Below are 13,759 nucleotides of genomic sequence, written 5' to 3'. Positions count from 1 at the left end.
ACCACGCCGACGAAGACGCGCAGATCCTCGGCCTTGGCATTGTCCAGCGCCGCCTGACGGGTCTTCGCCTGCTCCTGGTCGATCCGCGCTGCCGCAGCCTCGCTCTCCAGACGCTCACGCTCGATCGCCGCCTGCTTGAAGCTCTCCACTGCAACAGCCATCGCGCCGATCTCATCCTTGCGGTCCTGCCCCTCGACCACGATCGACTTGTCGCCCTTGGCGAGTCGGTCCATCAGAGCAGTCATCCGGTCGATCGGAGTGGCAATAGCACGCGACAGAAGCCAGCCAACCAAAACGGCGAGCGAGGCCGCCGCGATGCTGCCGATCAGCAACGCAAGCTGCATGCTGGATTTGGCGCTGTACTGTTCGGCGGACCTGTCGGCCTGGCGCTGTCCCTCGGCGTCATGGAAGGCCTCCATTGCGTCACGAAAAAGTTGCAGATTCTTGCCTTTACCTTCGCTGAAGTCGGCGATGGCCTGACCGAGCGTCAAAGGATTGCGGGCCATGGCAACGCGCTTGTCCTGGCCGGCCATCAATGTCGTGCCCTTCTCCCGGATCTCGGCGAGCCTTTGCTTTTGGCCGCGATCGGTGACCACCGCGTCGAGCTGCTGCAGGCTGTTCTGAAAATTCGTCCGCTCGACTTCGATTTGCTCGAGCCGGGCCGGAGCCTGATGGAGAAGATAGCCGCGCAGCGCGACGATTTGTTCGAGCAAGGCCGGCTCCAGTTGGGCCGCGATTCTCATGGTCTTCGCGCTCTCTTCTTGGGCGAGCGTCGCCTCCTCAAGCTTCCAGATATTGAATTGAACAACGCCGCTGAGGTCAACGACAGCCAGCATGATCACCAGAAAGCCGGCAATAAGCTTCCGGCTGATTTTCATATTCGCGACGCGCATTCCGTTTCTTTCATACAATGCTGGATTCCGGCTGGAGCGCGCGGTTCGCATGAGAAACCGGGCGTCTATACCGTCAAAAGTCCGCTCTATTCCGGGGGAGGCAGTCATTGCCATCGGATTTTGCCGACGGTGTTCCTTGCCGGCATCCCGGACCATCGACAAAAATGCTTACGAATTCGTTCTTACCCGCGAGCGCAGTCGCTTTTCGGCCAACAATTCGCCACGAAAATAAATAGCTGCCGAACTTAATATAACGCCGCTTTACGAAGAAATGTGACGCTTCGGATGCCGCAATCGTTATTTCCCGACTGCCGTATCCGCATTGTTTAGCGTATCGGACCGCACAACAGCGGGAATCGCTTCTTTGCCTATACGCGAATCGGCGTCGTCCACCATGCGTTCGAAACATGCCCTGATCTGATTCTTCCCCCTGCGGCAAGAAGCCGCAAGGGAATCACCTTGCGCCAAGGCCACGCAAATCGCGGTCGACAGCATGCAGCCGGTGCCGCGAATCGCGACCGGGCGACGCGGCGAGGCGAAGCGATCCGGCGTGTCGCCGCCGGACTGAAACAGCAGATCCACCGCGCCGTCGCCTTGATCATGGCCGCCCTTGACGAGCACTGCCTTTGTGCCGGCCCCAAGGAGGACGCCCGCCTGCTCCGCGATTGTGGCCGGAGGCTCGGCGTCCAAGATCGCCGCCGCCAGAATTTGAAGCTCGGGCAGATTCGGCGTCAGCAAGGTCGCCAGCGGGAGTATCCGCTCGATGAAAACCGCCATCGCCGCATCGTCGAGAAGCCGGCGGCCGGAACTCGACGACACGACCGGATCGATAACGACGGGCAGGTCAGTGTATTCAGTCAGCGCCGAGGCGACCGCTTCGACGGTGGCCGCCGAGCCGAGCATACCGATCTTGATGGCGCCGACTGCCCCATCCTCCAGCGCCAGCCGGATCTGCTCGCGCAGAATGTCCAACGGAACCGGATGGATGGCGGTCACCTGACGGTCGGATTGCGCCGTCACCGCCGAGAGTGCAAACCGCAGCGTGGCGCCAAGGTCATGCGCGGCGCGAATGTCGGCGGCGATCCCGGCCCCGCCGGAGGAATCCGAGCCGGCGATCGCCAGCACCACAGGCGAGGCGCTCAAGCGCTGTCCGTCCCTGCCGCTTCGGGCTCTCCGCCCGCGCGCCAGCGCCGGGTCGCAGCGATCCATTCGCGGGTCCGCCCCTCCGGGTCGGCGTTTCGGGTGATGTCGGTAACGACGGCGGCGCTGTCGGCACCATTCTCGAACACCTCACCGAGCCGCGCGACAGTGAGGCCGCCGATCGCGACCAGTGGTATGTCGCCGATCGCCGCGCGCCAGGCGGCGAGCTTTGCCGGGGTCTGCGGCGCCCAATTCATCGCCTTCAGAATGGTCGGCCAGATTGGGCCGAGCGCGACATAGTCGGGCTCGGCCGCAAGCGCGGTTGCAAGCTCGACCCGGTCATGGGTCGACAGGCCGAGCTTCAGCCCGGCGCGGCGGATGGCGGCACGATCGGCATCGGCCAGATCCTCCTGCCCGAGATGGACGACATCGCAGCCCTCCTCGATCGCCAGGCGCCAGTGGTCGTTGACCACGAGCTGGCAGGCATTGGCCTCGCACACGTCCCTTGCGCGGCGAATTTCGGCGCGCAGCCGCCGCGCGTCCATCGCCTTGGCTCGCAATTGCACCAGTCTGACGCCAAGCGGCACCAGCCGCTCGACCCAGTCGGCGTCGTCGACGATCAGGTAAAACGGATCGAGCCCGATCCGCGTGCCCCCATCCATTGTCGCGCTCATGCCAGCAGCGCCCTGCCCAGCACCGGCGTCGACGGCGCGGCCATGTCGCGCGGCTCCAGCGCGCCCGCCTCGTAGCCGAGTCGCCCGGCCTCGACCGCCAGCGCGAAGGCGCGCGCCATCGCGACCGGATCGCCGGCCTTGGCGATTGCGGTGTTGAGGAGGACGCCGTCGAAGCCGAGTTCCATCGCCTCGGCCGCATGCGAGGGCACGCCGAGACCGGCGTCGACGATCAGCGTCACCTCCGGAAAATGCGCCCTGAGGCTGCGCAGCCCATAGCGGTTGTTGAGGCCCCTGGCCGAGCCGATCGGTGCGCCCCAGGGCATGAGGACGCGGCATCCGGCTTCGATCAAGCGTTCGGCGGCGACGAGGTCCTCGGTCGTATAAGGCAAGACCTCGAACCCCTCGGCGACGAGGATTCGCGCCGCGTCGACCAAGCCGAAGAGATCGGGCTGCAGCGTGTCGGCCTCGCCGATCACCTCCAGCTTGACCAGCGTGGTGTCGAAGATCTCGCGGCCCATCTGCGCGGTCGTCACCGCGTCCTTCACCGTATGGCAGCCAGCCGTATTGGGCAGCACCTGCACGCCGAGATCGCGGATCAGGTCCCAGAATCCCTGCCCGGCCTTCGCTCCGGCACTCTCGCGGCGGAGCGAGACGGTGACGAGTTCCGCCCCGGAAGCGCGCACGGCGTCGGCCATGATCGCCGGCGACGGATAGAGCGCGGTGCCGAGCATCAGCCGCGAGGCGTGGTGGCGTCCGTAAATGTCCATCGACAATCTCCTAGCCTCCCTGCATGGGCGCGACGATTTCGATCGCATCGCCGTCGACGACCGGTGTCGCCGGTCGGTCCTCTTTCGCCACGAAATCACAATTGCGCGCGGTGGCGACGACCGCGTCCGCCAGCCCGAGTTCGACCAGAAGAGCATCGAGTGTCGTCGCCGCGACCTCGCGCGCCTCGCCGTTCAGCTTGATCGTCACGCCGCAACCCTCCCGCTCTTGCCGAGGGCGAGATCGGCCGCCCGCCCCGCGACATCCGGCGCCAGCAGAAATCCGTGGCGGTAAAGACCGTTGACCGAGATCACCCGTCCCTGCCGCGTCACCCGTGGCAGGTTGTCGGGAAAGGCCGGCCGAATCCCGACGCCGGTCTCGAGGATCTCCGCCTCGGCGAAAGCCGGGTGCAGCGCGTAGGCGGCCGACAAAAGCTCGACCGCCGAGCGCAGCGTGATCGCGCCCCGGTTTTCGCTCTCGATCATCGTCGCGCCGACCATGAAGATGCCGTCCACACGCGGCACGACGTAAATCGGCTGACGCGGATGCAGGAGACGGACCGGCCGCGACAGCGCCACCTCGCCCGTCCGCAGCAGCACCATTTCGCCGCGCACGCCGCGCAGCTCCGGCAAGGTCTCGCGGGCGGCAAAACCACGGCAGTCGATAACCGTTTCGAAGCCCGCGGACGCAGCGCGCCCGTCCTCACCGAAATGGAATGCGGCCCCCATCCCCTCCAGCCGCCGGGCCAGCGCCTTCAAGGCGCAGCGCGGGCACAGATGCGCCTCTTCGGCAAACAGCAGCCCTGCCTGGAACCGCCCGGCGAGGCTGGGCTCGAGCTCGGCGATCTCCTCGGCCCCGACACGGTCGAAATGGTCGGTGCGCCGGGCAAAACAGTCGAGCTCCGCCCGGTCGCGCGGCGGCGCCAGGACCAGGCTGCCCTGCCGCGCCACACCGGGGACGCGGGCCGCCCACCAGTCGGCGGCGCCGGCGCCGAGCCGGACCACCTCGGGCTCGGCGCTTTCGCGCTCGCACCACGGCGCCAGCATGGCGCCGGCGAGACGCGACGCCGCGCCCTCCCCGATGGCGGCGCCACGCTCGAACACCGTCACCGAAGCACCCCGCTCGGCGAGCACGGTGGCGGAGGCCAGCCCCGCGACACCGGCGCCGAGAACCGCGATCTGCATCGGCCTACTCCGCCGCTTCGCCGGCCGCGTTCGCCGGCATATAAAGATCGCCGCCCTCACGGTATTTGCGGGCCATCTCCTCCATCCCCTCTTTCTGCGCCTCGGCGCGGATATCGTGGGAGATCTTCATGGAGCAGAATTTCGGGCCGCACATGGAGCAGAAATGCGCCGTCTTGTGCGCCTCCTTGGGCAGCGTCTCGTCGTGCAGCGAGCGCGCCGTTTCCGGATCCAGCGAGAGGTTGAACTGGTCCTCCCAGCGAAACTCGAATCGGGCCCGCGACAGCGCGTCGTCGCGCAGCTGCGAGGCCGGGTGGCCCTTGGCGAGATCGGCGGCGTGGGCGGCGATCTTGTAGGTGATCACCCCGACCTTGACGTCGTCGCGGTCGGGCAGGCCCAGATGCTCCTTGGGCGTTACGTAGCAGAGCATGGCCGTGCCGAACCAGCCGATCATCGCCGCGCCGATGCCGCTGGTGATGTGGTCGTAGCCCGGCGCGATGTCGGTCACCAAGGGCCCGAGCGTATAGAACGGGGCCTCGCCGCAGACCTTCATCTGCAGATCGACATTTTCCTTGATCTTGTGCATCGGGACGTGCCCCGGACCCTCGATCATCACCTGGCAGTCCTTGGCCCAGGCGATCTGCGTCAGTTCGCCGAGCGTTTCCAGTTCGGCGAACTGTGCCTTGTCGTTGGCGTCGGCGATCGAGCCGGGACGCAGGCCGTCACCGAGCGAGAAAGACACGTCGTACATCCGGCAGATGTCGCAGATTTCCTCGAAATGCTCGTAGAGGAAGCTCTCCTTGTGGTGGTGCAGGCACCATTTGGCCATGATCGAGCCGCCGCGAGAGACGATGCCGGTGACCCGCTCGACGGTGAGCGGGATGTGACGCAGCCGCACGCCGGCATGGATGGTGAAATAGTCGACACCCTGCTCGGCCTGCTCGATCAGCGTGTCGCGATAGACCTCCCAGGTTAGATTCTCGGCGATGCCGTCGACCTTCTCCAGCGCCTGGTAGAGCGGCACGGTGCCGATCGGCACCGGCGCGTTGCGGATGATCCACTCGCGAATGTCGTGGATATTGCGGCCGGTCGACAAATCCATGACCGTATCGGCGCCCCAGCGGATCGACCAGACCATCTTCTCGACCTCTTCGGCCATCGACGAGGTCACGGCCGAATTGCCGATATTGGCGTTGATCTTGACCAGGAAATTGCGCCCGATCGCCATCGGCTCGAGTTCGGGATGGTTGATGTTGGCAGGAATGATCGCCCGGCCCGACGCCACCTCGTCGCGCACCCATTCGGGGGTGATGAAATCGGGGATGGTGGCGGAAAAGGGATGACCGTCCCGCTCCAGCTGGGCCTTGGCCTGCTCGCGCCCGAGATTCTCGCGGATCGCGACGAACTCCATTTCCGGAGTGACGATGCCGGCGCGGGCATAGGCGATCTGGGTGACGGCCTTGCCGCTCTTCGCCCGCAGCGGTGCATGGGAGACAGGAAAGGTCGGAACGCGCTTGGCGTCGGAGGTAACGCCATTGTCTTCCGGCCGGACCACCCGGCCGGCATAGTCCTCGACGTCTCCGGCCGCGAGCGTCCAATCGCGCCGCTTGCGGGGAAGGCCGGCGGCGATATCGGTTGTTGCCGTGTCGTCCGTATAGGGACCGGAGGAATCATAGACAGTGACCGGCGGCTCGCCGGCGGTCGGATGCACGGAGATCTCGCGCATCGGGACGCGGACTTCGGGGTGGAGCGTACCGGCGCGCCAGATCTTGCGGGATGCTGGCAGCGGGCCGCTGGTCACGGTGGGGGCAATAACGGTGGGAGTCTGGGCGTTCATAGGCTCTCCTGTTCGACAAGGAGATCCAGTTCCGCGGTTTGGGTAAGATTGGGCCGCTTCACACCGGGGGTTTCCCGATGCCTCTTCCCCGATTGTCGTCGCCAGAGAACGCGCCGCGTAGGCGGCGGGTCGTCAAAGGGGAAAACGGATCGGGAAGCGGCTCACTCCATCCCTACGCCAGTGTCAACTGGATCAGGTTCGTAGGGTCGCCGCGCGCTTCTTGAGCCGTCGGCCTCTCAGTTCCTTGCCGGAACTCCCCTTGGACGAGCAAACGCTATCAATTCAGCGGCCAAAGTCAACGGCGATCTGCGCCGACCCGGAGACCGGACCGCCAAATGTCGTGAAAGCACCGCGGAAGCGCCTATTCCTTCACCGCGCCGGTCATCGACGAGACGTAATAGTCGACGAAGAAGGAGTAGAGGATGACGACGGGGAGCGAGCCGAGCAGAGCCCCGGCCATCAGCGCCCCCCATTCGTAGATGTCGCCGCGCACAAGCTCGGTCAGCACGCCGACCGGGATTGTCTTGTTCTCCGACGAGGAGATGAAGGTCAGCGCGTAGATGAACTCGTTCCAGGACAGCGTGAAGGCGAAGATGCCGGCGGAGATCAGGCCGGGCACGGCCAAAGGCAGTACCACCTTGGTCAGGATCTGCCAGCGCGTCGCCCCGTCCACCAGCGCGCTCTCTTCCAGCTCGAAGGGGATGGTGCGGAAATAGCCCATCAGCAGCCAGGTGCAGAACGGGATGAGGAAGGTCGGATAGGTCAGGATCAGCGCCAGCCGGGAATCGAAGATGCCGACATTGAAAACGATGAAGGCGAGCGGAATGAACAGGATCGACGGCGGCACGAGATAAGCGAGAAAGATCAACAGACCGGTGACCCGCGCGCCGGTGAAGCGCACCCGTTCGATCGCGTAGGCGGCGAAGACCGAGGCGGCCAGCGCAATCGCCGTCGAGGCAACGGAGACCAGCATGGTGTTCCACAGCCAGCCCGGATAGGAGGTCTCGAAGAGCAGGAAGCGGATATGCTCGAGCGTCGGCTTGACCACCCAGAACGGGCTATAGTCGGTATAGTTGGTCAGCTGGTGGTTCGGTTTTACCGCCGTGATCGCCATCCAGTAGAATGGGAACAGCAGCACGAACACGAACACCGCCAAGGGCAGATAGACCACGAGGATGCGGCGCGGCAGCGAGTTGAACTGCTGCATGCCTTCGGTGTCGTCATGCACGGCGACGGTGCGGCCGGGAAGCGTTTCTTGGCTCACGGGGTCATATCTCCTCAATCGGCCGCGCCCTGCTGCCATTTGCGTCGCTGCAGCCCGAAGAACGAGAACAGGATCGCGGCGAGCAGGAAAGGAATCATGGCGACGGCGATCGCCGCGCCCTCACCGAGCTGGCCGCCGGGAATGGCGCGCTGGAACGAGAGCGTCGCCATCAGATGCGTCGCGTTGACCGGGCCGCCGCGCGTCAAGACGTAGATCAGCTGGAAATCGGTGAAGGTGAACAGCACCGAGAAGGTCATCACCACGGCGATGATCGGCGTCAGCAGCGGCAGGGTGATCTTGGTGAAACGCTGCCACGGCGTCGCGCCGTCGAGCGCCGCGGCCTCGTTCAGCGATTGCGGGATCGTCTGCAGCCCCGCGAGCAGCGAGATCGCCACGAACGGAATGCCGCGCCAGACATTGGCCGCGATGACCGAGGCGCGGGCCTTGTTCGGATCGCCGAGGAAGTTGATCGGCGTGTCGATCCAGCCCCACTGCATGAGCACCCAGGAAATGATCGAGAACTGTGAATCGTAGATCCACCAGAAGGCTAGCGCCGACAGGACTGTCGGCACCACCCAGGGCAGCAGGATGATCGCTCGGAAGAAGTTCTTGAACGGCAGGCGCTCGTTGAGGATCAGGGCCAGCCAAAGGCCGAGCACGAACTTCAGCACCGAGGCGACGAAGGTGTAGAGGACGGTGTTGTAGACCGACAGCCAGAACACCGGATCGTCGAACAGCCAGGCGTAGTTTTCCAGACCGACGAAGACGCCGGTGCGACCGATGGTCGTATCGGTAAAGCCCAGCCAGACGCCGAGCCCGAGCGGATAGGTGAGGAAGAACAGCAAGAAGATCGCCGCCGGCAGCATGAACAGCAGCCCGAGGCCGTTCCGGCTTTGCACGAACCGGCGCAGGATGGATGGCCGCGGTACCGCCTGGACGCTCGACATCGCTTGCTCGTTCCTCTTTTGCTGCCCGGCCCACGGGATCGGGTAAATCACGCCACATCGCTGCGGTCTTGATGGTCGAAAACGCCAAGGGGCGCCAGCGATCGCCGGCGCCCCTCGTTTGGTTAGCGGTAGTAGCGGGCGATACGCCGCTCGGCGTTGGCGATCGCCTCTTCGGCCGTCCGTTGACCGGTGACCGCCTCCGCAAACATGTCGACGACCACATAGTCGGCCATCACGCCGGCCGACGAGGGTCCGAGCGGCCCGGCAAAGCCGTTCGGGCGCAAGCTCGCCGACGCCTTGGAATAGGGCTCGTGGATCGGGTCCGAGGTCCAGATCGGATTGTCGGCGAACGCCTTCAACGGCTGGCAGCAATAGGCGCTGGCACCCTGAATCCAGGCGTTCATCTGATCGGGCTGGTACATGAAGGCGATGTAGGCCTTGGCCGCCTCCGGGTATTTGGTGTGCTTGAAGACGTTGATCGTCGAGGTCTGGTGCAGTTCCACCGACTTGCCGACCGGACCGATCGGCAGGTTGGTCGTGCGCATGTCCTCGGCGATCTCCGCCATCGCGGGGTCTTTCTTGGCGGCGTAGTAGAGTGAGACTCCGTTTGCCGTCAGCGAGATCTGTCCGGCCAGAAAGGCGCGGTTGTTGTTGATGTCGAGCCAGCTCTCGGTGCCCGGGATGAAGGTCGCGTAGAGCGCCTTGGCGTATTCGATCGCGGCTTTGGTCTCGGGGCTGTCGATCGCCGGCTTACCACTCTCGTCGACGGTCATGCCGCCATGGCTCCACAACAGCCAGTGCGCGTAGTTGTTGCCGTCGCCGACGGCCTTGCCGTGCGGGAATCCGGCGGGCGTGCCCTTGGCCTGCATCGCTTTGCAAAGCTCGAGGAAGCCGTCGGTATCTTGCGGGAACTCGTCGAACCCGGCCGCCTTCATATGGCTGTCGCGATAGCAGATGGCGTTGCCGATCGCGGTCAGCGGGACGGCGATGAACTTGTCGCCCTGCTTGGCGTAGCCTTCCAGGCCCTCGTACCAGCCGCCGCTCTGCTCGCCGAGCGCGGTGGCGACGTCGGTGACGTCGACGAGCTTGTCGGGATACTGGAACGGATCGTCGAACCAGCTCATCACCATATCGGGGCCGGAGCCGACATTGGCCGCGACGGCCGCCTTGGGACGCACGTCCTCCCAGCTTTCCTGGTCGATCTGGACCTCGACGCCGGTCGCCTCGGTAAACGCCTTGGTGTTGGCGTTCCAGGCTTCTTCCTCACCGGACACGAACGGCACCCAGCGAAGCAGCCTGAGACTTGCGCCCTCTTCCGGCTTGAATTCCGGCATGGCCCCTTGCGCGAAGGCGCGGCCATTTCCGAGCATTCCGCCGAATGCCGCGCTCGCCGCGAGGCCCGCCGTACCCTGTAGAAGTGTTCTGCGATTGATCGTCATTGCTATCTCCTCCTCTTGAGCGGAAGCGCTCCCTGCACTCTCCGTCGGCGGCCTCCCGCTGCCGCGACGGTCTGTCTGGCTTAGTCTCTCATTGTTGGCATCGACAGGCCGCTTAGGCCAGACGCGTGCCGACTGAGATCACTCCGAGACGCGCGCCCCGGACTTGGCGTCGAACAGATGCACCGCGTTCGGGTCGATCGACACCCGCAGCTCGTCTCCCGGCCCTTCGGAAATGCGCTCACGGAAGACGCAGATTATCTCGGTCTGGCCAAGCTTGGCGATGACGTGGGTCTCGGAGCCTGTCGGCTCAACCACCTCGACCTTGAGCGGCACGTCACCGCCGAGGCTCATCCCCTCCGGTCGCACGCCGTAGATCGTCTCGCGTCCAGGCTCGACCTTGCCCGGCCGCGCGATCGGCAGTCGATGTCCATCGCCCGTGACGAAATATGTTCGGTCGTCCGGATCGGCCGCGCCGGTCACCATGTTCATCGCCGGCGAGCCGATGAAACCAGCGACGAAAAGATTGTCGGGACGGTCGTAGAGCTCCAGCGGCGTGCCGACCTGCTCGACGATCCCGTCGTGCATGACGACGATCTTGTCGGCCATGGTCATCGCCTCGATCTGGTCGTGGGTGACGTAGACGGTGGTGGTCTTCAGGCGCTGGTGGAGATTCTTCATCTCGGAGCGCATCGAGACGCGCAGCTTGGCGTCGAGATTCGACAGCGGCTCGTCGAACAGGAACACCTGCGGCTCGCGCACGATCGCCCGCCCCATGGCGACGCGCTGGCGTTGGCCGCCGGAAAGCTGGCGCGGATAACGGTCGAGCAGATGGGTCAGGCCGAGGATTTCGGCGGCGGGCTTGACCCGGGCTTCGATCTCGTTCTTCGAGGCACCCTTCAGCATCAACGAAAACGCCATGTTCTCCGCCACGGAGATGTGCGGGTAGAGCGCATAGTTCTGGAAGACCATGGCGATATCGCGGTCCTTCGGCGGCAAGGCATTGACCACCCGGTCGCCGATCAGGATCTCACCGGAAGAGATGTGCTCCAGCCCCGCGAGCATGCGCAGCAGTGTCGACTTGCCGCAGCCCGACGGGCCCACCAGCACGACGAACTGCCCCTCCTCGATATCGATCGAGACGCCATGCAGCACTTCCACCGGACCGAACGCCTTGCGCACGTCCCGGAACGTCACCGATGCCATTCGCTTCCCCACAATGGATTCTTTTCGTTGCCGGCATACTGTCCGCTTCGGCCACACAACGCAATCGGGCCTGTCGCCTTTCGTATACCTTAATTGCAAAACGCTACGATCTGCGGGCTTTTGCAAGCGATTTTTGTCGATCAGCGTCCGGTGATCGAAGAATCCACTGTCGACCCCGCCGGGGCATCCCGTCAATGGCGGATTCCCGTTTGCCGTGCGGGATCAGCCGGCCGTTGCCGGGCCAGAGCCTCGAACGGCGAGAAAACCAATGTCGTAGCTGTCATATTGCCGGATCGCCGGACTTTTCGCGAAGCCGGCCGGGCGCCAGACTCAGCGCTCGGCGAACTGGGCAGCGCCGAGATATTGGTCGATCAGCGCGGCCACCTTGGCGTCGCGTTCCTTGCCTTTTTCGCCGCCCATCACGACGACGATGATCCGGCGTCCGCCGCGCTTGGCGGTCGCGACGAGGTGGAAGCCTGCGTCGCGGATATAGCCGGTCTTCAAACCGTCGACGCCAGGCACCTTGCCGAGAAGCTTGTTCGTCGCCTTGAAGCTCTTGCCGCCATATTCGAACTCGGTCACGCTGAACAGCGGCGCATACTGGGGAAAGCGCGACAGCAAGGCGCGGCCGAGCGTCGCCATGTCGCGCGCCGTGGAGATCTGGCGCGGATCGGGCAGGCCGGAGGCGTTGGCGAATTGCGTCCGGCTCATGCCGAGGGAGCGGGCCTTCGCCGTCATCGCCGCCGCGAAACCATCTTCCGAGCCGCCGAGGTTTTCCGCGATGACGGTCGCGACGTCGTTGGCCGACTTCACCGCGATCGCCTGGGCGGCGTCGCGGACGCGGATCGTCGATCCTGCTTTGAGGCCGATCTTGGCCGGCGGCTTCGACGCCGCGTTCTCGGTGACGACAAGCTCGCTGTCGAGCGAGAGGCGACCCTCGCCGATCGTCTCGAACAGCAAATAGAGCGTCATCATCTTGGTCAGCGAGGCCGGATAGCGCAGGCCGTCGGCCGCCTCCTCGTAGAGCGTGCGGCCGCTGGCGTAATCAAGGACCAGCGTGGACTGCCCGCGGATCTCCGCTTCGCCGGCGAGGGCACTGGCCGCGCGTGGCCCACTCGCTGACATCAAGCCGGCGGTCGTCAGCTCCGTCGACTGGCAGGCGACGAGCGACAGCGCGAGGAGCGCGGCGATCGTCGCTTTGAAGGGCGCGACAAGGCCGGGCCGGGCGAAAAGGCGGAACGTCACTGGGGCGGGGCTCTCGATTGGCTTGCCGGGAGCTAGTTGGCCACGGCGCTGTCTGTCAAACTAACCCTGCGATCTTGAATCTTGTTTAACGACCAATGTGTTGCGGAGGGCACATTGGAGCGACGAGCGCCGGGACGTGTCTTGTCCCATCTCGGGCTCGTCGCGCCGGATCGACAGGGCCGGATCGACAGGGCCGGGCGAACGGGCCATTCTTGGTTGATAGAAAAGTCTGGACCGCCGATGACCGACGCCGAAATTTCCGTCAGCCTCTATTGCGACATCGCCTGCCAGCTGGGCGAGGGTCCGACTTACGATCCGGCGACCGGCACGGCGTGGTGGTTCGACATCGAGGGCCGATCCCTGCTGGAAAAAGGCGGAGACGCGGCGGAAGCGACCGTCCATCCCCTGCCTTTCATGGCGAGCGCCCTCGCCGTCGTCGATGCCGAGCGCCAGCTGATCGCGGCGGAGGATGGCCTTTATCTTCGCGAGACGGCGACCGGGCGGCTGTCGCTGCATCGGCCGCTGGAGGCCGACAATGCGGCGACGCGCTCGAACGACGGCCGCGTCCATCCGTCCGGCGCGCTGTGGATCGGCACCATGGGCAAGGCGCACGAGAAGGGCGCCGGCGCGATCTACTGGTATCGCGGCGGCGAATTGCGGACGCTCTATTCCAACGTCACGATCCCGAATGCGATCTGCTTTTCGCCCGACGGGCGCCTCGCCTATTTCACCGACACCGCCATCAACCGTCTGATGCGCGTCGCCGTCGATCCGAAAACCGGCTTGCCCACCGCCGAGCCCACCCTGTTCTTCGACCAGCGCGGCGGCAAGGGTGGGCTCGACGGCGCGATCTGCGATGCCGACGGTGTGATCTGGAACGCGCGCTGGGGCAATGGAACGGTCGACGCCTATTCGCCGGAGGGGACGCGCCTCCGCACGATCGCAATCGACGCCCGGCAGGTCACCTGCCCCTGCTTCGTCGGCCCGAAACTCGACCGGATGATCGTCACCTCGGCCTGGTCCGGCCTCTCGGAAAAATCGCGTAAGAATGACCCGCATGCCGGCACGTCCTTCCTCATCGACCTTCCGGTGCGGGGCCGCCCTGAACCCAAAGTCCTGCTATGACGAAGCGATGGGTCGACACTGCTCGTCGTTAGGGGAGCAGACCGAC

Annotated in this window: 13 protein-coding genes and 1 riboswitch; of the genes, 1 reads left to right on the top strand and 12 read right to left on the bottom strand. The window is 65.1% G+C overall.

Annotation, left to right across the window (positions count from 1 at the left end):
* The 12 genes from VQ044_RS06275 to VQ044_RS06220 all read right to left on the bottom strand — a co-directional run.
* The coding region (locus VQ044_RS06275; RefSeq protein ID WP_331827652.1) for a CHASE3 domain-containing protein at positions 1-1,049 on the bottom strand (1,049 nt) is incomplete at its 3' end.
* A gap of 141 nt (positions 1,050-1,190) precedes the next feature.
* Complete coding sequence (gene thiD, locus VQ044_RS06270) at positions 1,191-2,036, bottom strand: bifunctional hydroxymethylpyrimidine kinase/phosphomethylpyrimidine kinase (RefSeq protein WP_327646071.1); 846 nt, start codon at positions 2,034-2,036, stop codon at positions 1,191-1,193.
* Positions 2,033-2,677: a thiamine phosphate synthase gene (locus VQ044_RS06265; RefSeq protein WP_327625260.1), complete on the bottom strand. Its 645-nt coding sequence runs from the start codon at positions 2,675-2,677 to the stop codon at positions 2,033-2,035. Before VQ044_RS06265 ends, thiD begins: the two co-directional genes overlap by 4 nt.
* 26 nt (positions 2,678-2,703) lie before the next feature.
* Entirely contained in the window at positions 2,704-3,474 is a 771-nt protein-coding gene (locus VQ044_RS06260; protein ID WP_327646070.1) for a thiazole synthase, read from the bottom strand.
* 10 nt (positions 3,475-3,484) lie between these two features.
* A complete protein-coding gene (gene thiS / locus VQ044_RS06255; protein ID WP_327646068.1) occupies positions 3,485-3,682 on the bottom strand; it encodes a sulfur carrier protein ThiS in 198 nt (65 codons plus the stop codon).
* Positions 3,679-4,656, bottom strand: a complete 978-nt coding sequence (locus tag VQ044_RS06250) for an FAD-dependent oxidoreductase (RefSeq protein WP_327650873.1) — start codon at positions 4,654-4,656, stop codon at positions 3,679-3,681. The genes thiS and VQ044_RS06250 overlap by 4 nt, the downstream gene beginning before the upstream one ends.
* Positions 4,657-4,660: 4 nt before the next feature.
* Positions 4,661-6,490: a phosphomethylpyrimidine synthase ThiC gene (thiC, locus tag VQ044_RS06245; protein WP_327625251.1), complete on the bottom strand. Its 1,830-nt coding sequence runs from the start codon at positions 6,488-6,490 to the stop codon at positions 4,661-4,663.
* A 152-nt stretch (positions 6,491-6,642) separates the two neighbouring features.
* Positions 6,643-6,760: riboswitch (TPP riboswitch) on the bottom strand.
* Between the two features lie 91 nt (positions 6,761-6,851).
* On the bottom strand, positions 6,852-7,697 hold the full coding sequence (locus tag VQ044_RS06240; protein ID WP_232845747.1) for a carbohydrate ABC transporter permease: 846 nt from the start codon (positions 7,695-7,697) through the stop codon (positions 6,852-6,854).
* 71 nt (positions 7,698-7,768) lie between these two features.
* Positions 7,769-8,701, bottom strand: a complete 933-nt coding sequence (locus VQ044_RS06235) for a carbohydrate ABC transporter permease (protein ID WP_327625250.1) — start codon at positions 8,699-8,701, stop codon at positions 7,769-7,771.
* 122 nt (positions 8,702-8,823) lie between these two features.
* Positions 8,824-10,140, bottom strand: coding sequence for an ABC transporter substrate-binding protein (locus tag VQ044_RS06230; protein ID WP_327625249.1), 1,317 nt, complete (start codon positions 10,138-10,140; stop codon positions 8,824-8,826).
* Between the two features lie 138 nt (positions 10,141-10,278).
* A complete protein-coding gene (locus tag VQ044_RS06225) occupies positions 10,279-11,343 on the bottom strand; it encodes an ABC transporter ATP-binding protein (RefSeq protein ID WP_327625248.1) in 1,065 nt (354 codons plus the stop codon).
* 330 nt (positions 11,344-11,673) lie between these two features.
* On the bottom strand, positions 11,674-12,588 hold the full coding sequence (locus tag VQ044_RS06220; protein ID WP_327646066.1) for a D-alanyl-D-alanine carboxypeptidase family protein: 915 nt from the start codon (positions 12,586-12,588) through the stop codon (positions 11,674-11,676).
* A 240-nt stretch (positions 12,589-12,828) separates the two neighbouring features.
* On the opposite strand from VQ044_RS06220, the gene VQ044_RS06215 reads away from it, so the two are divergent.
* On the top strand, positions 12,829-13,713 hold the full coding sequence (locus VQ044_RS06215; RefSeq protein ID WP_327646064.1) for an SMP-30/gluconolactonase/LRE family protein: 885 nt from the start codon (positions 12,829-12,831) through the stop codon (positions 13,711-13,713).
* The last annotated feature ends 46 nt before the right edge of the window (positions 13,714-13,759 follow it).

Origin of the sequence: Aurantimonas sp. C2-5-R2, assembly GCF_036549495.1 — a bacterium.
In the GTDB taxonomy this organism is placed as follows: Bacteria; Pseudomonadota; Alphaproteobacteria; order Rhizobiales; family Rhizobiaceae; genus Aurantimonas; species Aurantimonas coralicida_A.
The sequence above is the reverse complement of the archived record's forward strand: the minus strand, read 5'-3'. Positions and strand labels throughout refer to the sequence as shown.

Coding starts and splice junctions, on each gene's coding strand:
- VQ044_RS06240 (WP_232845747.1), bottom strand. CDS start 7,697: ATGCAGCAGTTCAACTCGCTGCCGCGCCGCATCCTCGTGGTCTATCTG.
- VQ044_RS06215 (WP_327646064.1), top strand. CDS start 12,829: ATGACCGACGCCGAAATTTCCGTCAGCCTCTATTGCGACATCGCCTGC.
- VQ044_RS06230 (WP_327625249.1), bottom strand. CDS start 10,140: ATGACGATCAATCGCAGAACACTTCTACAGGGTACGGCGGGCCTCGCG.
- VQ044_RS06250 (WP_327650873.1), bottom strand. CDS start 4,656: ATGCAGATCGCGGTTCTCGGCGCCGGTGTCGCGGGGCTGGCCTCCGCC.
- VQ044_RS06235 (WP_327625250.1), bottom strand. CDS start 8,701: ATGTCGAGCGTCCAGGCGGTACCGCGGCCATCCATCCTGCGCCGGTTC.
- VQ044_RS06225 (WP_327625248.1), bottom strand. CDS start 11,343: ATGGCATCGGTGACGTTCCGGGACGTGCGCAAGGCGTTCGGTCCGGTG.
- VQ044_RS06260 (WP_327646070.1), bottom strand. CDS start 3,474: ATGGACATTTACGGACGCCACCACGCCTCGCGGCTGATGCTCGGCACC.
- thiC (WP_327625251.1), bottom strand. CDS start 6,490: ATGAACGCCCAGACTCCCACCGTTATTGCCCCCACCGTGACCAGCGGC.